Here is a 17,670-nt window from a genome sequence, read left to right on the forward strand (position 1 = left end):
GTCCCTCATGGCTGTCTGCTCCGTGCCAGTTCTTCTGTTATATCTGCCAGCGCCTGCGCCGCGTCGGGCATCCCCACGCTCAGCGCCGCCTGTGACATCTGCAAGGCACCGTCGGGATTCGTCAGTACCGAGGCTATCTGCTCTGAAAGCGCCTCGACCTCAAGCCGAGATTCCGGGATCACGATCGCGCCCCCGGCCTTGGCCAGCCCTTTGGCATTCGCCGCCTGATGGTCTTCCGTCGCGGCGGCAAACGGGATCAGGATCGCAGGCCGCCCGATGACCGAGATATCGGCCACGCTGCTCGCCCCCGCCCGGCTGATCACCAGCTGCGCCTCGGACATGCGCGCGGGCACGTCGCGGAAAAACGGCTGCACGTCGGCGTCGATCCCGTTCTCGGCATACAGCGTCGCCACCCGCTCGCCATCCTCGTCGCGCGCCTGGTGGCTCACACGGATGTTGCGCAGCACGTCCATCGGCAGGTTGGCAATGGCGGGCGGCACCACGTCGCTCAAAATCCGCGCGCCCTGGCTGCCGCCGATCACTAGGATCGACATCGGGTAATCGCCCGGCGGAATGTACCCCGCCCCCGCGCGCTCATGCACCGCCAGCCGCACCGGGTTGCCCACATGCGTGCCCTCCACGCCCTCGGGCAGCGCCGTGGGCCACGTGCCGCACAGCACCTTGTCCACACGCTTGGCAAAGAGCTTGTTCACCCGCCCCAGCACGCCGTTCTGCTCATGGATCATCCGGGGCCGCCGCAGGATCATAGCCGCAGACAGCGCCGGGATCGTCGGATACCCGCCGAACCCCACCACCACGTCCGGCTTGTCGCGCATCATGCGAAAGGTCGCGCCCAGCACCCCGCCCAGGATGTGAAACGGCGCCACCAGCTTGTTGAAGATCCCGCCCCGCGCAAAGGTGGCGCTCGCCACCTGCTCGATCTCGACCGAATGCGGGAACCCTCCGGTATACCGCGCCCCGCGCGGATCGGTCGACAGCTTCACCCGCCAGCCCCGCCGCAGCATCGCCTCGGCCAGGCTCTGGGCAGGAAACATGTGCCCGCCCGTGCCACCTGCCGCGATGACCAGAAGAGGCTGCCGCGCGCTCATCTCGGACGCGCCCTCAGGATGTCGTTGATCTCGCCCTGCGGGCGGCTGCGGGTAAAGGCAAAGAGCATTCCCACCGCAATCCCCGTCGCGATCAGGGACGACCCGCCATAGCTGACGAAGGGCAGCGTCATGCCCTTGGCCGGCAACAACCGCACCGCGACGCCCATGTTGATCATCGCCTGCACGCCGAACATCGCCACCAGCCCCGTGCCCGCCAGCCGGATGAACGGGTCCCGCTCGCGCATCAGGCGGCTCAGCGACCGCACGACGATGCTGGCGTAAAGCACGATGATGGCCAGCACCAGGATCAGGCCGTACTCCTCGGCCGCGACCGCGATGATGAAATCCGTATGCGCGTCGGGCAGCGACCACTTGACCGATCCTTCGCCCACGCCAACGCCGAAAAACCCGCCTTCGCGGATCGCGTTGGTGGCAAAGCCAAGCTGCGTGTTGGGGTCCACGTCCGGGCTCAGGAAGCCATCAATCCGCCGCGCGAAGTGTTCCGAGTTGGAATAGGCCAGCGATCCCGCGAACACCACGACGCCCGCGATCAGCACCAGCAACAGGATCGGCGCGCCGGCCACGAAATACATCACGCCCCAACCGAACAGCACCAGGCAGGCCTGCCCGAAATCGGGCTGCATCGCCAGCAATGCCACGATGATCACCGCCAGGATGAAACTCAGCCGCATCCCCGGCGGGCCATTGATCTCCTTGCTGGCGGCCATCATCCAGGCCGCCACCACCACGAACCCGGGCTTGAGGAATTCCGAAGGTTGCAAGCTGGCAAAGCCAAGGCTGTACCAGCGCACGGCCCCCTTGCCGAAATCCGTGCCGAAAAACGGCAGCATCGCCAGCGCCGCGAACGCGACGACAAACCCCAGCACCGACAGCCGCCGCACCAGCAGCGGGCTCATCATCGACGTCAGCAGCATCGCCGCCAGCGCCATGAAACCGAAGGCCGCCTGCCGTTTCACGTAATGGAACTGCTCGAACCCGTTCTTTTCCGCCAGCGGCACCGAGGCCGCCAATCCCAGCAGCAACCCGATCCCGAAAAGGATCAGCACGCAGGAAATCGACCACTTGTCGAGAGTCCGCCACCATTTTGGGAGGATCGGTTCGCCGCCCTGCACGGGGGCCGCACCATACACCATTTCTGTCATTTGAATCCGCCGAACACTGCCTCTTGCCCCTCTTTTGCCGGGGGCGTTCGGTCCAGTATAACAGCAGTTTTGCCCGGTGGGAAGCGTTCTGCGCCCCACCGGGCAGTCTTCAGCCGGTCAGTTTGCCCGACACCGTGCGGATCGCCTGCGGCGCCGCGCGGTTAGCCAGGAAATCGGGCCGCGGCCCGCGCGCCGCATAGGGCCGGGTCAGCGCGTTCGACATCGCGTTATAGACGAAGAACGCGTTGGCCCGCGGATCGGGCGTGATGTTCCCGTTCGAGCCGTGCAGCGTGTTGCAGTCGAAAAAAATCACCGTGCCGGTCTCGCCTTGGGCCGAGGCAATGCCGCCCGCCTTTTGCGCCATCCGGTCGATCGTGCCGGGCTGCGGCACGCCCACCTTCTGCTCTTTCAGCGAGGTCTCGTGGTTGTCCTCTGGCGTCTCGCCCACGCAGCTGATGAACACGTCCTGCGAGCCCGGCACCAGCAGCAGCGGGCCATTATGCGGCCCGTTCGGCGTCAGCAGCACCGACGCCGACACCGCGCGCATCCGCGGCATCCCGTCCTCGGCGTGCCAGGTCTCGAAATCCGAATGCCAGTAGAACTCCTTGCCGGCGAACCCCGGCTTGTAGTTCAGCCGCGACTGGTGCAGGTAGACTTCGTCGCCCAAAAGGAACTCGGCCACGCCAGCCAGGCGGCGATCGCAGGCCAGACGGCGGAATGCCTTGGAATGCTCGTCGAGGCGAAAGACCGTGCGCACGGCGTCGCTGTCGGGCTCGCGAATGAGGTCGTTGTCGGGAATGTCCCCGCCGCCCTCGCGCAGCATGTCCGCGGTCTCGGTCAGCACCTTCAGCTCGTCCGCGTCGAACATGTCGCGCCGCACCAGATATCCGTTCTCGGCGTAATGCTCCGCCTCGTCCTTGCCGATCGGCGCGTCCTCGGACCACTCCGACCAAAGGACAGGATCCTTGCGTTCGCTCAGCCGCTCCTCGCCCGGTACACGGGTCGGATACTCGTCCTGAGCAGTCAGCATATCGTGTCGTGTCTGGATGTTCATGTGACTCCTCCGTTTGTCTTGGGTTGCGAGACGTCAACACCCCCCGAACGCGCGGCGTTCCAATGACAGGAACCGTACAAAGCCACGCCACCTTGACGCCCGCCCGCCGGTGGGGCACGGGAACCGCATGAACGTCACCACCCTGATCCTCGGCGCCGGTGCCGCCGGCATGATGTGCGCGGCCCATGCCGGCCCGGATACGCTCGTGGTGGATCATGCCAAGGCCCCGGGCGAGAAAATCCGCATCTCCGGCGGCGGACGCTGCAACTTCACCAACCTCCACACCGCGCCTGCGAACTTCCTCGGGCAAAACCCGCATTTCCACAAATCCGCGCTCAGCCGCTACACCCAGTGGGATTTCATCGACCTCGTTGCCCGCCACAGCATCACCTGGCACGAAAAGACGCTGGGCCAGCTTTTCTGCGACGGAAAATCGCCCCAGATCATCCAGATGCTGCGCGACGAGATGACGACGGCGGGCGCCGACCTCTGGCTGCAAACCAATGTGGGCGAAATCTCCCATGACGGCACGCACTTCACCGTCACGCTCGACCGCGAGGGCACGCGCCATTGCGTCACCGCGCGCAACCTCGTGCTGGCCACCGGCGGCAAGTCGATCCCGGCCATGGGCGCCACAGGCCTCGCCTACGACATCGCCCGCCAGTTCGGCCATGCCGTCACCGACACGCGCCCCGCCCTCGTGCCGCTCACCTTCTCCGACCAGCGTTTCGCCCCCATCTCCGGCGTCGCCGCCCCGGCCCGCGTCACCGCGAACGACACCAGCTTCACCGAGGCCGTCCTCTTCACCCATCGCGGCCTCTCCGGCCCCGCCATCCTGCAAGCCTCCTCCTACTGGCACGAAGGCGAGGCCATAACCCTCGACCTCGACCCCAACGCCAGCCTCTACGACACCCTCCGCACCCAGCGCCAGACCGAAGGCCGCCGCGCCCTGACCACCGAACTCGCCCGCCACCTGCCCGCCCGCCTGGTCGATCATCTCGCCCCCGCCCTCGCCCTCACCGGCAATCTCGCCGATCAATCCGACGCGCGGCTTTCGCAGATCACCGACGCCCTGCGCCAGTGGCAGCTCAAGCCCACCGGCTCCGAAGGCTACCGCACCGCCGAGGTCACGCTGGGCGGTATCGCCACCGACCGCATCTCGTCAAAGACCATGCAAAGCCGCGACGTGCCCGGCCTCTACATGATCGGCGAGGCCGTCGACGTCACCGGCTGGCTCGGTGGCTATAACTTCCAGTGGGCCTGGTCCTCCGGCTGGGCTGCCGGCACCGCGTTAAGAGAAAATGGCTAATCTGATTAAGCCTGTCGATTAACTGAAAAAGAACTAGGCGTAAAAATGTCTGAATTCCAAAGAGCAAGCCAGTTGTCATCGGTTTAGTCGCGATCCTGCCGACCCGCTGAATTTTTCGGGATGTGTTCTCCAATCACAGAACCAACCTCGGCTCCGATGGTAGCACCAACAGCCGCACCGGCAGCTCCACCCAACGAGCCCCCGACCACCCCTCCGACGATTGCGCCCAGTGCTTTGCCTTCAGACGAATAGTCTGTCTTTATCGCAAGGATGCGTGGATCGCTTAGCACCCGCTGATGAAGCACAAGATCAAGGTTCAATTCCTTACCTCGGGCTAGGTAATAACCAACTATTCTTTGCTTTCGTTCATCGTCGGCGGCCGCGTATTCATTGATCACGGCAGCGACGCTCGAGGCGACTGATTGAGAGACTAAAGCGAGATTCATTTCCATTAAGGTATCCTATCAATTCACGATATTTGATTGCATCGAATGTTACGTTCTAAACCTACCAAAACAAGTCAGCGCAAAAAGCCGGGCTAAGCTTCGCAGTGGTTTCTCATATTACAAAAGCAGCGGAAACTCCGGCCCCTCCAGCGGCGCGCCATGCGCCAGCGTCACTCCCTCGAAGGGCGGCGAGGTCTTGATTCCCTCGCGCCGCGCGAACGTGGCGTCATCCCCCACCAGCCGCAGCGAGAACGCCCGCCTTTGCGCCGTGGCCGAATTGTTCGCCGGCGCGCCATGCACCGTGCGGTAATCGAACGCCACCGCATCCCCCGGCTCCAGCGCCCAGCCGATGATGTCATAGGCGTCCCGGTCCCCGTCGATATCCGGCAGCGCCTCAAGCCCGTCATTCTCGTTCAGCGCCGTGCCGTCAAACCGCTGCGGCCGGAAATACTTGCCCCACAGATGCGAACCGGCCACGAATTCCAGCGTCCGCTCGCGCGGAACCGCATCCATCGGGATCCAGAGGCTGACCGTCTGCGTGGCGTCGAGGCAGTAATAGGGCAGATCCTGGTGCCACGGCGTCGGCATCCCCGTCTTCGGCGTCTTGACGATCACGTGCTCATGGAACAGCCGCACGGTCCTGCTGCCCATCAGCTCCGAACCGATCTGCGCGGCGGTCGAGTTCTCGATGAAATCGCGATATTGCGGAATGCGGTCCCAATTGCAGTAATCCGACAAAAACCGCCCGCCCTCCTCGGTGCGGTAATCCCGCGCGTTGGGCGCAGGATGCTCAAGGTTGTAATCCACCCCTGCGCGCAACACCTCCATCCAATCGTCGAACACAGCCCGCAGCACCGTCGCGCCCTTGGCGCGGAACTCCGCGACGGTTTCGGCCTTCAACAGATCCGCCATGCCCATACTCCCTGGAATACCGGGACTATGCTGGCACGGCGCACCGTCCTTGCCAAGCGCGCCGCTACAGCCGCGCCTTGACCTCGGCGATGAAATCCTCGCCCCGCCGCTCGAAGCTGTCATATTGATCGAAACTCGCCGCCGCCGGCGCCAGCAGCACGGTCTCGCCCGACTGCGCATCCTCCATCGCCCGCATCACCGCGTGGCTCATCGTGGTGCAGACCTCCACCTCGACGCCTTCCAACTGCACGGCGAACGCCGCCGCCTCGCGCCCGATCACGTAAGCCTTGGTCACATGGCCGAGCCCATCCTTCAGCCCTGCCAATCCGCCTTCCTTCTCCAATCCGCCACAAATCCACCGGATCCGCTCGAACGCCAACAGCGCCATCAGCGCCGCATCCACGTTCGTGGCCTTGCTGTCGTTGACGAACCGCACGCCGTCCTTCTCGGCCACCATCTGGCTGCGATGCGGCAAGCCTGCAAAGCTCTGCATCGCGGCCTCGATCGCCTTGGGGTTCAGCCCCAGCGTCCGGCACGCGGCAAAGGCGCAACAGGCGTTCTGGTGGTTATGCGCCCCCGGCAGGCCCTTGATCCGGCGCAGGTCGATCGACGCCACCTGCCGCCCCTTGCGGTATTCCGACAAGAACCCCTTGCGCGCAAAGACCTGCCATCCCGGCCCGGTCAGCTTGCGGTCCACCGACACCCGGATCACCCGGTCGTCCCCCGGCGCTTCCGCCAGTTGCCCCGCCAGGAACAGCCCCTCGGGCTCGTCCACGCCAATGATCGCCCGATCCGGCCCGCCTTCGGCGAACAGCCGCCGCTTGGCCGCAAAATAGCCGCCCAGCCCGCCATGCCTGTCCAGATGATCGGGGCTGAGGTTGGTGAACACCGCCACGTCCGGCGTCAGCGCGCGGGCCAGGTCCGTCTGGTAGCTCGACAATTCCAGAACGACGACGCCGCCCTCCCCCGGCGGGTCGATATCCAGCACGCCGCGCCCGATATTCCCGGCCAGCTGCGCGGCGCGCCCTGCCTCTCTCAGGATGTGGTGGATCAGCGCCGAGGTGGTCGATTTCCCGTTCGATCCGGTCACGGCAATGACCCGCGGCGTCGTATCCAGGTTGTCCCACTCGCTGGTCGCCAGCGACCGGAAGAACAGGCCGATATCGTTGTCCACCGGCACGCCCGCCTCTTGCGCGGCGGCCACGACCTTGTTCGGCTCGGGGTAAAGATGCGGAATGCCCGGGCTGACGATCAGGCTGGCCACATCGGCAAAATCCTCCGCCGAGCGAAACTGCCGGATGTCGAAGCCTTCCTCCGCCGCGCCTTCCCGCGCCGCCGGGTTGTCGTCCCAGCACAGCACATCCGCGCCGCCCGCCCGCAGCGCCCGCGCCGCCGACAGGCCCGACCGCCCCAGGCCCAGCACCGCCACGCAGTGCCCGTCCACTCCCTGTACCGGTATCACGCCGCACCTCTTCGCCGCTGCCCTCGCAAATCTCGCTACCCGATCCCGCGCGCCAACGCCAGTGCCGGGCTACCAGCCCAGCGGCGCGTGATCCCGGAAAAAGCCGCCCGTCGGTCCATCCTCGGGCAGCGTCGCCAGCCACAGCGCGGTCTCGGCGCCCTCCTCGGGGCTGCGCGCCGCCGCGTCACCCCCCATGCGCGTGCGCACCCAGCCCGGGCACAAGGCGTTGATCTTGACGCCCGTACCCGCCTCGCGCGACGCGGCCAGCGTCAGCGCGTTCAACCCGGCCTTGGCCACTCCATAGGCCCCCGGCCCCTCAAGGCCTTCCGAGAAACTGCCCCAGTCGGACGACATGTTGACCACCCGGCCATAACCCCGCGCATTCATGCCGGGCACCGCCCGCTGCATCAGCAGGTAAGGCCCGCGCAACATGACCGCCATGACCTCGTCGAACCGCGCCTCGGGCGACAGGATCGGCGCGTCATGCAGCACCCCGGCATTGTTGACCAGAACGTCAAACGCACTCATGTCGGGCAGCGCATCATCCGGCCCGGCGAGGTCACAGGCCACCACGTCGGCCCCGATCTCGCCCGCCACCGCGCGACTGGCCGCCACGTCGCGCACGCCTATGGTGACGTCCAGACCGGCCAAAACCAGACCCTCGGCAATGGCCCGCCCGATCCCGCGATTGCCGCCGGTGACCAGTGCACGCCGCGTCCCGCCGGCGGTCATTCCGCCTCCCGCGCCACATCCAGCAGGATCGACATCGCGGCCTCGGCCAGTTCCTCGGGCACGAACACATGATCGTGGTGATAGGCCGCCACGACATTGCACGGGATAAGCGCCTCGGCCAGCGCAGAGGCCACCGCCGCCGTCAGCCCCACGCCATCCAGCGCCGAATGTACCGACAAGGTGATCCGGCTCATCGGCATCTCCACCGCAAACCCCAGATCCCGCGCCGCCTCGTCCGGCAGGATCAGCGAGGTGCCCTCGTCCTCGGCAAACACCGCCAGCGCATGGGGCCGCGCCCGCTCCGCCAGGTCCCGGTCGTCTGTCGTGCAGAAATGCCAGGTCTCGGGGTCACGCAACGGCGCCATGCCCTTGATCATGTCCTTGGTGTCACGGACGCCCGCCATCACCGCACCTTCAGCGTCGCCAGCCCGATCATCGCGAGGATGATCGCGATGATCCAGAAGCGGATCACGATCTGCGGCTCGGCCCAGCCCTTTTTCTCGTAATGGTGGTGGATCGGCGCCATCAGGAACACCCGCTTGCCGGTCCGTTTGAAATAGAACACCTGGATGATGACCGACAGCGCCTCGACCACGAAGATGCCGCCGACGATGCCCAGCACGATCTCGTGCTTGGCCGCCACCGCGATGGCCCCCAGCGCGCCCCCCAGGGCTAGCGACCCGGTGTCACCCATGAAGACCGCCGCCGGCGGCGCGTTGTACCACAGAAAGCCAAGGCCACCCCCGGCCAGCCCCGCCACGAAGACCAGGATCTCGCCCGTTCCCGGCACGTAATGCACGTCCAGATACTCGGTAAAGTCCACGCGCCCCACCGCATAGGCGATGATCCCCAGCGTCACCGCGGCGATCATCACCGGCATGATCGCCAGCCCGTCAAGGCCGTCCGTCAGGTTCACCGCGTTGGCCGCCCCCACGATCACGAACATCGCGAAGGGGATAAAGAACAAGCCCAGATTGATCAGCGTGTCCTTGAACACCGGCAGCGCCAATTGATACTGCAACTCGTCCGGGTGATACATGCTGGCCCAATAGGCCGCGATCCCCGCAATCAGAAATCCCAATCCCAGCCGCACCTTGCCCGGAACCCCCTTGTGGTTCTGCTTGCTGACCTTGGCGTAATCGTCCCAGAACCCGATCACTCCGAACGCCATGGTCACGAACAGAACCAGCCACACGAACGGGTTGTCCAGCCGCGCCCAGAACAGCGTCGAGGTCAGCAGCGCCCCCACGATCAGCAAGCCTCCCATGGTGGGCGTGCCCGACTTGGCCAGGTGCCCCTCGGGCCCGTCGCTGCGGATGGGCTGGCCCTTGCCTTGGGTCCGGCGCAGCACGTTGATCAAAGGTCGCCCGAAGATGAACCCGAACACCAGCGCGGTCAGGAACGCCCCGCCCGAGCGGAAGGTGATATAGCGAAACAAGTTGAAGACATCGCCGCCATCCGACAGTTCGGTTAACCAGTAAAGCATTCAAACGTCCTCTTTTTCCGCGACGGCCTGCGCCAGCCGGCGCAGCGCGGTGACAACTTCGCTCACGTAGCTGCCTTTCGATCCCTTCACCAGGATCACGTCGCCCGCATCGACCAGCCGGTGCGCCTCGGCGGCCAGTTCGCCCGCGCTTTCCACCCAGCGGCCCCTTTGCGCCTCGGGCAGCGCGTCGTAAAGCGTCTTCATGCGCGGACCGACGCAATGGATGACCTGTATGTCCTTCACGAACGGCAGGTCCGCGACCTCGCGGTGCATCCGCGTCTCGTCCGGTCCCAGTTCCAGCATGTCGCCCAGCACGGCGATCCGCCGGCCTGCGGCCACCCGCCCGATATCGTCGCGCACCCGGGCGGCGGCCAGCACTTCCAGCGCCGCGGCCATCGAGGTGGGGTTGGCGTTGAACGCGTCGTCGATAAGTTCGATCGACATCGCCTCCTCGACCATGTCCAGCACCAGCACCTCGCGCGTGCCGCGCCCCTTGTAGGGCCGCCATTGCCCAAGGTCGCAAACCGCCACGTCGCGGTCGGCCCCCAACGCCTCTGCCGCGGCGATCACCGCCAGCGCGTTCAGCGCGAAATGCCGGCCCGGCGTGCCCACCTTGAACAGGATGTCGTCACCGCCCGCCTGCGCCTGCCCCACCGTCGCGGCGTCATGCACCGTCACATCCGTCAGCCGCATCTCTGCCGCCTCTGAGGTGCCGAACCGCACGACCGTTTCGGCCTTCGCCTTTGCCGCCTTGAGCAGGACATCCGCCGTGCCCACATCGGCATTGATCACCGCTGTGCCGCCCGGCTCCAGCCCGTCGAAAATCGCGGCCTTCTCGTGCGCGATCCCCTCGATATTCTCGAACGCCTCCAGATGCGCCGCCGCGATGGTGGTGATCAGCGCCACATGCGGACGCGCCATCACGGCCAGCGGAGAAATTTCGCCGGGGTGGTTCATCCCGATCTCGATCACCGCGAACCGGGTATCCCGCGGCATCCGCGCCAGCGTCAGCGGCACGCCCCAATGGTTGTTGTAACTGGCCTCGGCGGCATGGGTCTTGCCCTGCCGATGCAACGCGGCGCGCATCATCTCCTTGGTCGAGGTCTTGCCCACCGAGCCTGTGATCGCCACCACCTTCGCGTCGGTGCGCGCCCGGCCCGCGCGACCCAGATCCTCCAACGCCCGCAGAACGTCCTCCACGATCAACAGCGGCGCATCTTCGGCCAAGCCCTCGGGCACGCGGGCAACCAGCGCCGCCGCCGCGCCCTTGTCCAGCGCCTGCGCCACGAAATCATGCCCGTCGCGCACGTCTTTCAGCGCCACGAACAAATCGCCCGGCTTCAGCGTCCGGGTGTCGATCGACACACCTGTCGCGGTCCAGTCGCAGGTGCTGCGCCCGCCCGTGGCCGCCACGGCCTCGTTCGACGTCCAGAGCGGGCTCACGCCACGCCCCCGTCCAGCGCGGACACCGCCACGCTCGCCTGCTCGCAATCGTCGAAGGGAAAGATATCGTCGCCCACGACCTGCCCGGTTTCGTGCCCCTTGCCGCAAATCAGCAGCGCATCGCCCGGTCCCAGCATGTCGACGCCGCGCAGGATCGCCTCGGCCCGGTCGCCCACTTCGATCATCCGGTCCTCGCCTCCCGCCTGGCGCACGCCCTCCATCACGGCGGCGCGAATGTCGCCAGGCGCCTCGCTGCGCGGATTATCATCCGTCACGATCACCGCGTCGGCATTTTCCGCCGCCGCCCGTCCCATCAGGGGCCGCTTGCCCCGGTCGCGGTCGCCGCCGGCGCCCACGATGGCCACCATCCGGCCCAGCACATGCGGGCGCAGCGCGTAAAGCGCGGTCGACACCGCCTCGGGCGTGTGGGCGTAATCCACGAAGACCGCAGCACCGTTGGCCCGTGTCGCCGCCAATTGCATCCGGCCCCGCACCGTGCGCATCACCGGCAAGGTGGCGAACACCCGGTCGGGATCCGCCCCCGCACCGATAGCCAGCCCCGCGGCCAGCATCACGTTGTCGGTCTGAAAGCCGCCGATCAGGTTCAGCTCCACCTGGTGCACCTGCCCCCGCCAGGAAAAGCGCAAGGTCTGCGCGGTGGGCGAAAACACCCGGTTCAGAATACGGATATCCGCGCCTTCCGCCCGACCAACGGCCAGCACGTCCTGCCCACGGCCAAAGGCCACGTCCGCCATACCCGGCCCGCGCGGGTCATCCACGTTGATGACGGCCACGCCGTCCTCGGGCAGCACCCGTTCGAACAGGCCCGCCTTGGCGTTGAAGTAATCGTCGAAATCGGCGTGGTAATCCAAGTGATCCTGGCTCAGGTTCGTGAACCCCGCCGCCACCAGCCGCACGCCGTCCAGCCGTCTTTGCGCCAGCCCGTGGCTCGACGCCTCCATCGCCGCATGGGTGATGCCGTTGGCCTCGGCCTCAGCCAGCACCCGGTGCAGCGTGATCGGCTCGGGCGTGGTATGCGCCAGCGGCGCCTCCCACGCGCCCTCGACGCCCGTGGTGCCCAGGTTGACTGCCTCCAACCCCAGCGCCATCCAGATCTGCCGGGTGAAGCTCGCCACCGAGGTCTTGCCGTTGGTCCCCGTGACCGCCACCATCGTCTCGGGCTGCGCGCCGTACCAAAGCGCCGCCGCGAACGACAGCGTCTGGCGCGGGTCTTCGGCCACCACCAGCGCCGCGTCGCTGTCGGCCAGCTCCTCTGCGGCCAGCGCCACGCCCTCGGGGTCGGTCAGGATCGCCGCCGCCCCCATGCGCAACGCATAGGATATGAACTCGCCGCCATGCACCTTGCTGCCCGGCAGCGCCGCGAAAAGATATCCGTCCTTCACCTCGCGGCTGTCCACCGCCAGCCCGGTGATCTCGGCCCGCCGGCCCCCTTGGGCGGTCAGGCCCAGCTCTGCCAAGGATTTGCTCTGCCCCACGCCGTCGGCCTTTGTCTCAACCCGTCAATTCGATGTCAGCGTTATACCTGTTAATGGCGCGGGTTCAATCTCGGGCCGCAACCCCAACAGCGGCGCGACGCGACGTGTGATTTCCGACGCCACCGGCACCGCCGTCCAGCCCGCCGTGCGGCGCGGCTCGGGGCCCGTCGTCTCCACCGGCTCGTCCAGCGTCACCACCAGAACATAGCGCGGATCGTGCGCCGGGAACACGCTGGCGAAGGTCGCGATCACCTTGTCCTCGTAATACCCGCCCGTGGGCTTGGGCTTGTCGGCCGTGCCGGTCTTGCCGCCTACCGCGTAGCCTTCGACCTCGGCGAACGACGCCGTGCCGTCGGTCACAACGCTGCGCAGCATCTGCAACGTCTGCCCCGCGGCGCGTTCCGACATCACCCTTGGCCCCAGCTGCCCCTTGGGTTGCTTGATCAGCGTCGGCTTCACCAACCGCCCGCCATTGGCGATCGTGGCATAGCCCGCCGCCAGGTGCAGCGGGCTGGACGACAGCCCGTGCCCATAGGAAATCGTCATCAGCGACAGGTCGGTCCATTTGCTGGGCAACAGCGGCTTGCCCCCTTCCGCCTCGACAATCTCGAACGGCGTCGGCTCGAAAAAGCCCAGCGATTTCAGGAAATCCTGTTGCCGGTCGATCCCGATCATCTGCGCGATCCGCGCGGTGCCGATGTTGGACGACTTGACCAGCACCGTTTTCACATCCAACTCGTTGCCGTAATTGCGGAAATCGCGGATGCGGTACTTGCCGAAGCGCAGCGGCCCCTTGGTGTCGATCATCGTCGACGGGTTCACCAGCCCAAGATCCAGCGCCTGCGCAATCGTGAAGGCCTTGAAAACCGAGCCCAGCTCGTACACCCCCTGCACCGCCCGGTTGAACAGCGGGCTGTCACCCGGCTTTTCGCCCTTGATCGGCGGACGCGGGCGGTCGTTGGGGTCGAAATCCGGCAGGCTGGCCAGCGCTACGACCTCGCCGGTCTGCACTTCCATCAGCACGGCGGCCGCGCCCTTGGCGTTCATCAGCATCATGCCGCCCTGCAACACCCGCTCGACCGCCGACTGCACCGACAGGTCGATCGACAGTTGCAGCGGTTGGTGCCCCATCGCCGGGTCACGCAGCCGCTTGTCATAGAACTTTTCCACGCCCGCGACACCGATCACCTCGGCGGCGTGCACGCCCTCGCGCCCGAAACTGGCCCCGCCCAGCACATGCGCGGCCAGCTTGCCATTGGGGTAAAGCCGCATCTCGCGCGGGCCGAACAGCAGCCCCGGCTCGCCGATGTCATGCACCGCCTGGCGCTGCTCGGGGCTCAGTTTCTTCTTCACCCACAGGAACTTGCGCTTGCCGGTGAAATCCTTCTTCAGCCGCTCGACCTTCAGGTCGGGAAAAATCGCCGCCAGCGCCTCGGCGGCGCGTTCGGGTTCGACCATCTGCTGGGGTTGCGCATAAAGGCTGTAGGTCTCGAAATTCGTGGCCAGGATGCGCCCCTCGCGATCCACGATATCGGCCCGCTGCGCCAGGATATCGGCGCCCGCAAAGCCCGTGCGCGGCTCGGCCGGCTCGGAATTGGCGAGAACGCCCATCCGCCCGCCGATCACGGCAAAGGCACAGACGAAAAACGCGCCCATCACCAGCAGCCGACCCTCGGCCCGCATCCGCGCACGGTCGCGCATTTCTTCATGGCGCAGCCGGATGTTCTCGCGCTCGATGGCGTCGGGATTTTCGCCCGCTTCCCGGGCTTTCAGGATACGCGCCAGCGGGCGCAAGGGTGTGCGGATCATGGCTGTTGCTCCCGCTCCATCACGTCGATCACATTGGAAATCGGCAGGGGCCCTTCGGTCGGATAGGACACCTGGTCGATCTTGCCGAACTGGTAGGGCTGGAACGGCAACAGTCCCAGCTGATCGAAATTGATCTCGACCAGGTCGCGCAGGCGGTCGGGCCGATTCAGATAGGCCCATTCCGCGTTCAGCACCCGCAACCGCTGCCGCTGATCGGCAATCTTCTGCTGCACGGCTTCCGACCGCGCCTGCGCGGCCTGCGTCTCGTAGTTTTCCCGGTAGGCCCAGAAGGCCAGACCGATGACCATGACGGCGGTCAAAACATAGAAGAAACTGCGCATTACCTCACCCCTTGTCGATTATGCGTCTTCAGCATCGGCATCCCGATGCTGCCCCTGTCCACCGGGCGCGGTGCGGCCTCCGTGCGCTGCGCGACGCGCAGCTTGGCACTGCGCGCCCGAGGGTTTTCGGCCAGTTCCGCATCGTCCGGCCCGATGGCCTTGCGCGTGTCCTGCCGAAACGTCGGCGGATCCTGCTCCACCACCGGCGCATGCCGGCTGCCGCCGCCGGTGTTCCCGGTCTTCTCGGCCAGAAAGCGTTTGACCATGCGGTCCTCGATGGAATGAAACGTCACCACGGCCAGGTGCCCGCCCGGCTTCAGCGCGCGCTCGGCGGCCTCCAGCCCCTCGACCAGCTCGCCGTATTCGTCATTCACCGCGATGCGGATCGCCTGAAAGCTGCGCGTCGCGGGATGCACCTGCCCCGGCTTGGGGCGCGGCAGGCATCCTTCAATGATGTCCGCCAGTTGCAGCGTCGTGACGATCGGCACGTCCTCGCGCTTTTTCACGATGGCCCGCGCAATCCGCCGGCTCGCCCGCTCCTCGCCGTAAAGAAACAGGATGTCCGCCAGCTCCGCCTCGTCCATCTCGTTGACCATGTCCGCCGCGCTTGGCCCGTCCTGGCTCATCCGCATGTCCAGCGGGCCATCTTTCATGAAGGAAAACCCCCGCTCGGCCCGGTCCAGCTGCATCGACGACACGCCAAGGTCCAGCACCACGCCGTCCAAGTCCTGCCCATACTCATCCAGCCTGGAAAACGTCCCCTGCACCAGCTGCACCCGCTCGTCGGCCCAGCCTTGCGCCATATCGATCGCCAGCGGGTCGCGGTCCACGCCGATCACCTTGTCGGCCCCGGCCTCCAGCAACCGGCGGGTATAGCCCCCCGCGCCCAGCGTACCGTCGAGCCAGACACCCTGCACCGGCGCCACCGCGCGCAGGATCGGCTCTATCAGAACGGGAACATGGGGATTGTTTGCGGCAGCACTCCCCATCGCTCATCCCTCCCCGGGCGGATCGATCAAGGTCAGCGGATCGAAATCGCCATCCTGCTCTTCCAGGAAGGCCGCAGTTTCCGCCGCCTCGACCTCTTCATAAGTGGCCGCGTTCCAGATCTCGAAATAGTCGCCCATCGCGACCATCACCGCCTCGCCTTCCAGCCCGATTTGCTGGCGCAACCGCTGAGGCAGCACAATGCGCCCGTCCTTGTCCACTTCCGTGTCCCAGGATTTCCCAAGGATCATCCGGCTCGCGCGTTTGCGCGCGTCCGACCCACGCGGCAACTTGCGAATGCCGTCCTCGATCTCGGCCATGGCGTCGATCGTGTAGGCATGAAGACAGTTTTTCAGATGCGGCCCGTGCAACACGACAACACGCGGCAGCGGGGCTTCAGGACAACGCGGATCGCCATCGGCCAGCACAGCGCGAAAATCGGCAGGGATCGACATCCGACCCTTGCCGTCAACCTTCTGGTTGAACTCGCCTCTGAAGCTCAGAACCACTGTCCGGCCCGTCCCTCGCCCCCCCCGCGTTTCAAAAAAGTACCGTCCGAAACACGAAACGGCGGATTGAGCTGCTGCCACTGCCCAATCCGCCGCCCTCGTCCCGCTCTCGCGGGGTGTCCAGCTGCGCGCGCCACCTGGGGGGATGTCTGCTCGCCCGCGCGCCGGATCTCTTCGTTCTGATGAAGCGGGTGCCTGTATGAAACCTGCTCTGGTCTTTGTTTTATTCGGGGTCGTTGTGTGCCCCTGTGTCCGTCCTCATCGTGGTTAAAGGTATGACATGGTACTTCATGGAACTCAACGAAAAAGTGCCGCGTTGAGGTACAGGATGTTGATTTTGACCCTTCACCAGATCAACATCCTGTGCCGTATTGCGCCAATTAAACGCAGAACCTAGCGGACCCAAAAATTAACAACACAATATATGGTATCCTCGTCACGAAGCGTACGTTTCCCACGCTTTCCCAATTTTTTTCTCCAAAGACGCCGGAAAGTGGGACGAACAGGGGGCATTTCCAACGAATCCCTCGTGAATCCCATGTCGTGCAGGCCCCCGATTCGCATGATTCCGCTTATAGGTCCATGAATTCCCAAGGACCCCTTGCATCGTTCCCATGATTTCCCGAAAAGACCCGCCCTCCGGCCCGTAGGGTGGGTGAAAACCCACCTTTGGTGGGTGAAAACCCCCGCGCCGTCCGGTGTCCCCCAAGGCCGTGGGCTTTCGCCCACCCTACCCCGCGCGCGGCCCGCGCCTCAGGGCTCCAACCACTTGAACATCACCAGCGCATCCACCAGGCCCTGCTTGGGATGCCGGAACGCCCGTGGCAGCCGCCCCACCGTCTCGAAGCCCAGCTTCGTCCACAGCGCGATTGCGCCCTCGTTGCTGGTCACGACGAAATTGAACTGCATCGCCTCATAGCCCAGCTCCCGCGCCACGCGTTGCGAATGCACACACATCGCCCGCGCCACGCCCTGCCCGCGCGCGGCGGGCGCGGTGATATAGCCGCAGTTGCACACATGACTGCCCCCGCCCGCCTGGTTGGTCTTGATGTAATAGGTCCCCAGGATCTGGCCGTCCCGCTCGGCCACGTAGGTCGCGCGCGGCGTCTCGCACCAGTATCCCATAAGGCGGCTTTGCGACAGCTCCGGCTCGATGGCATAGGTATCGCCCGCCCGCACCACGTCGCGCAGGATCGGCCAAAGCGCCTCGTGATCGGACTCCCGCACCCCCCGGATGCTCAGCTCGCTCATGCCACCGGCTCCCCCTTGCGCCGGTTCGATCCGGCTGCACTGCATCGGATGAACCGCCGCCGGCTCACCCTTTGCCCAACAGGTGCCATGTTTCCCCCGCGTCCGAAAGGCTTTATCGCGATCCCTGCCCGGCGCGCAGCCGGGTCTTTCCCGCATAAGCG

17 protein-coding genes are annotated in these 17,670 nt (G+C 65.9%); 1 reads left to right on the forward strand and 16 read right to left on the reverse strand.

Translation table 11 applies throughout. The features are described from left to right. Window positions 1-5: 5 nt before the first annotated feature. The 3 genes from XM53_RS02715 to XM53_RS02725 form a co-directional block, all read right to left on the reverse strand. Entirely contained in the window at window positions 6-1,109 is a 1,104-nt protein-coding gene (locus XM53_RS02715; RefSeq protein ID WP_057789981.1) for a UDP-N-acetylglucosamine--N-acetylmuramyl-(pentapeptide) pyrophosphoryl-undecaprenol N-acetylglucosamine transferase, read from the reverse strand. Next, on the reverse strand, window positions 1,106-2,272 hold the full coding sequence (ftsW, locus tag XM53_RS02720; RefSeq protein WP_057789983.1) for a putative lipid II flippase FtsW: 1,167 nt from the start codon (window positions 2,270-2,272) through the stop codon (window positions 1,106-1,108). The genes XM53_RS02715 and ftsW overlap by 4 nt, the downstream gene beginning before the upstream one ends. A gap of 109 nt (window positions 2,273-2,381) precedes the next feature. Then, window positions 2,382-3,326: a phytanoyl-CoA dioxygenase family protein gene (locus tag XM53_RS02725; RefSeq protein WP_057789985.1), complete on the reverse strand. Its 945-nt coding sequence runs from the start codon at window positions 3,324-3,326 to the stop codon at window positions 2,382-2,384. Between the two features lie 127 nt (window positions 3,327-3,453). On the opposite strand from XM53_RS02725, the gene XM53_RS02730 reads away from it, so the two are divergent. After that, window positions 3,454-4,635, forward strand: a complete 1,182-nt coding sequence (locus XM53_RS02730) for a BaiN/RdsA family NAD(P)/FAD-dependent oxidoreductase (RefSeq protein WP_057789986.1) — start codon at window positions 3,454-3,456, stop codon at window positions 4,633-4,635. Window positions 4,636-4,718: 83 nt separating this feature from the next. On the opposite strand, the gene XM53_RS22370 is transcribed toward XM53_RS02730, so the two are convergent. The 13 genes from XM53_RS22370 to XM53_RS02790 form a co-directional block, all read right to left on the reverse strand. After that, window positions 4,719-5,087 (reverse strand): glycine zipper domain-containing protein, encoded by a 369-nt coding sequence (locus XM53_RS22370; RefSeq protein WP_082630688.1) that lies wholly within the window; start codon window positions 5,085-5,087, stop codon window positions 4,719-4,721. Window positions 5,088-5,198: 111 nt separating this feature from the next. Further along, entirely contained in the window at window positions 5,199-5,993 is a 795-nt protein-coding gene (locus XM53_RS02735; RefSeq protein ID WP_057789988.1) for a phytanoyl-CoA dioxygenase family protein, read from the reverse strand. A gap of 64 nt (window positions 5,994-6,057) precedes the next feature. Then, window positions 6,058-7,455: a UDP-N-acetylmuramoyl-L-alanine--D-glutamate ligase gene (murD, locus tag XM53_RS02740; RefSeq protein WP_057789990.1), complete on the reverse strand. Its 1,398-nt coding sequence runs from the start codon at window positions 7,453-7,455 to the stop codon at window positions 6,058-6,060. Window positions 7,456-7,524: 69 nt separating this feature from the next. After that, complete coding sequence (locus XM53_RS02745; protein ID WP_057789992.1) at window positions 7,525-8,187, reverse strand: SDR family NAD(P)-dependent oxidoreductase; 663 nt, start codon at window positions 8,185-8,187, stop codon at window positions 7,525-7,527. Then, the gene (locus tag XM53_RS02750; RefSeq protein ID WP_057789994.1) at window positions 8,184-8,591 is read right to left on the reverse strand and encodes an ACT domain-containing protein; all 408 of its coding nucleotides are present in this window, start codon (window positions 8,589-8,591) and stop codon (window positions 8,184-8,186) included. Before XM53_RS02750 ends, XM53_RS02745 begins: the two co-directional genes overlap by 4 nt. After that, complete coding sequence (mraY, locus tag XM53_RS02755) at window positions 8,591-9,673, reverse strand: phospho-N-acetylmuramoyl-pentapeptide-transferase (protein WP_057789996.1); 1,083 nt, start codon at window positions 9,671-9,673, stop codon at window positions 8,591-8,593. Before mraY ends, XM53_RS02750 begins: the two co-directional genes overlap by 1 nt. Then, window positions 9,674-11,116 carry a UDP-N-acetylmuramoylalanyl-D-glutamyl-2,6-diaminopimelate--D-alanyl-D-alanine ligase gene (locus tag XM53_RS02760; RefSeq protein WP_057789998.1) on the reverse strand — a complete coding sequence of 481 codons (1,443 nt, stop codon included), beginning with the start codon at window positions 11,114-11,116 and terminating at the stop codon, window positions 9,674-9,676. Beyond that, on the reverse strand, window positions 11,113-12,612 hold the full coding sequence (locus tag XM53_RS02765; protein ID WP_057789999.1) for a UDP-N-acetylmuramoyl-L-alanyl-D-glutamate--2,6-diaminopimelate ligase: 1,500 nt from the start codon (window positions 12,610-12,612) through the stop codon (window positions 11,113-11,115). The genes XM53_RS02760 and XM53_RS02765 overlap by 4 nt, the downstream gene beginning before the upstream one ends. 24 nt (window positions 12,613-12,636) lie before the next feature. Further along, window positions 12,637-14,421 carry a peptidoglycan D,D-transpeptidase FtsI family protein gene (locus tag XM53_RS02770; protein WP_057790001.1) on the reverse strand — a complete coding sequence of 595 codons (1,785 nt, stop codon included), beginning with the start codon at window positions 14,419-14,421 and terminating at the stop codon, window positions 12,637-12,639. Then, complete coding sequence (ftsL, locus tag XM53_RS02775) at window positions 14,418-14,762, reverse strand: cell division protein FtsL (protein WP_057790003.1); 345 nt, start codon at window positions 14,760-14,762, stop codon at window positions 14,418-14,420. Before ftsL ends, XM53_RS02770 begins: the two co-directional genes overlap by 4 nt. After that, on the reverse strand, window positions 14,762-15,751 hold the full coding sequence (rsmH, locus tag XM53_RS02780; RefSeq protein WP_057790005.1) for a 16S rRNA (cytosine(1402)-N(4))-methyltransferase RsmH: 990 nt from the start codon (window positions 15,749-15,751) through the stop codon (window positions 14,762-14,764). The genes ftsL and rsmH overlap by 1 nt, the downstream gene beginning before the upstream one ends. Window positions 15,752-15,754: 3 nt before the next feature. Beyond that, window positions 15,755-16,258 (reverse strand): division/cell wall cluster transcriptional repressor MraZ, encoded by a 504-nt coding sequence (locus XM53_RS02785; protein ID WP_144435427.1) that lies wholly within the window; start codon window positions 16,256-16,258, stop codon window positions 15,755-15,757. Between the two features lie 753 nt (window positions 16,259-17,011). Continuing rightward, the gene (locus XM53_RS02790) at window positions 17,012-17,509 is read right to left on the reverse strand and encodes a GNAT family N-acetyltransferase (RefSeq protein ID WP_201455367.1); all 498 of its coding nucleotides are present in this window, start codon (window positions 17,507-17,509) and stop codon (window positions 17,012-17,014) included. Window positions 17,510-17,670 lie beyond the last annotated feature (161 nt).

Source organism: Roseovarius atlanticus (genome assembly GCF_001441615.1).
GTDB classification, from domain to species: domain Bacteria; phylum Pseudomonadota; class Alphaproteobacteria; order Rhodobacterales; family Rhodobacteraceae; genus Roseovarius; species Roseovarius atlanticus.

Excerpts from the sequence above, each read along its gene's own strand:
- XM53_RS02745 (WP_057789992.1), bottom strand. The coding sequence starts at position 8,187 with ATGACCGCCGGCGGGACGCGGCGTGCACTGGTCACCGGCGGCAATCGC.
- XM53_RS02770 (WP_057790001.1), bottom strand. The coding sequence starts at position 14,421 with ATGATCCGCACACCCTTGCGCCCGCTGGCGCGTATCCTGAAAGCCCGG.
- rsmH (WP_057790005.1), bottom strand. The coding sequence starts at position 15,751 with ATGGGGAGTGCTGCCGCAAACAATCCCCATGTTCCCGTTCTGATAGAG.
- XM53_RS02730 (WP_057789986.1), top strand. The coding sequence starts at position 3,454 with ATGAACGTCACCACCCTGATCCTCGGCGCCGGTGCCGCCGGCATGATG.
- ftsL (WP_057790003.1), bottom strand. The coding sequence starts at position 14,762 with ATGCGCAGTTTCTTCTATGTTTTGACCGCCGTCATGGTCATCGGTCTG.
- XM53_RS02725 (WP_057789985.1), bottom strand. The coding sequence starts at position 3,326 with ATGAACATCCAGACACGACACGATATGCTGACTGCTCAGGACGAGTAT.
- XM53_RS02750 (WP_057789994.1), bottom strand. The coding sequence starts at position 8,591 with ATGGCGGGCGTCCGTGACACCAAGGACATGATCAAGGGCATGGCGCCG.
- XM53_RS02735 (WP_057789988.1), bottom strand. The coding sequence starts at position 5,993 with ATGGCGGATCTGTTGAAGGCCGAAACCGTCGCGGAGTTCCGCGCCAAG.
- XM53_RS02790 (WP_201455367.1), bottom strand. The coding sequence starts at position 17,509 with ATGAGCGAGCTGAGCATCCGGGGGGTGCGGGAGTCCGATCACGAGGCG.
- mraY (WP_057789996.1), bottom strand. The coding sequence starts at position 9,673 with ATGCTTTACTGGTTAACCGAACTGTCGGATGGCGGCGATGTCTTCAAC.
- XM53_RS02715 (WP_057789981.1), bottom strand. The coding sequence starts at position 1,109 with ATGAGCGCGCGGCAGCCTCTTCTGGTCATCGCGGCAGGTGGCACGGGC.
- ftsW (WP_057789983.1), bottom strand. The coding sequence starts at position 2,272 with ATGACAGAAATGGTGTATGGTGCGGCCCCCGTGCAGGGCGGCGAACCG.
- XM53_RS22370 (WP_082630688.1), bottom strand. The coding sequence starts at position 5,087 with ATGGAAATGAATCTCGCTTTAGTCTCTCAATCAGTCGCCTCGAGCGTC.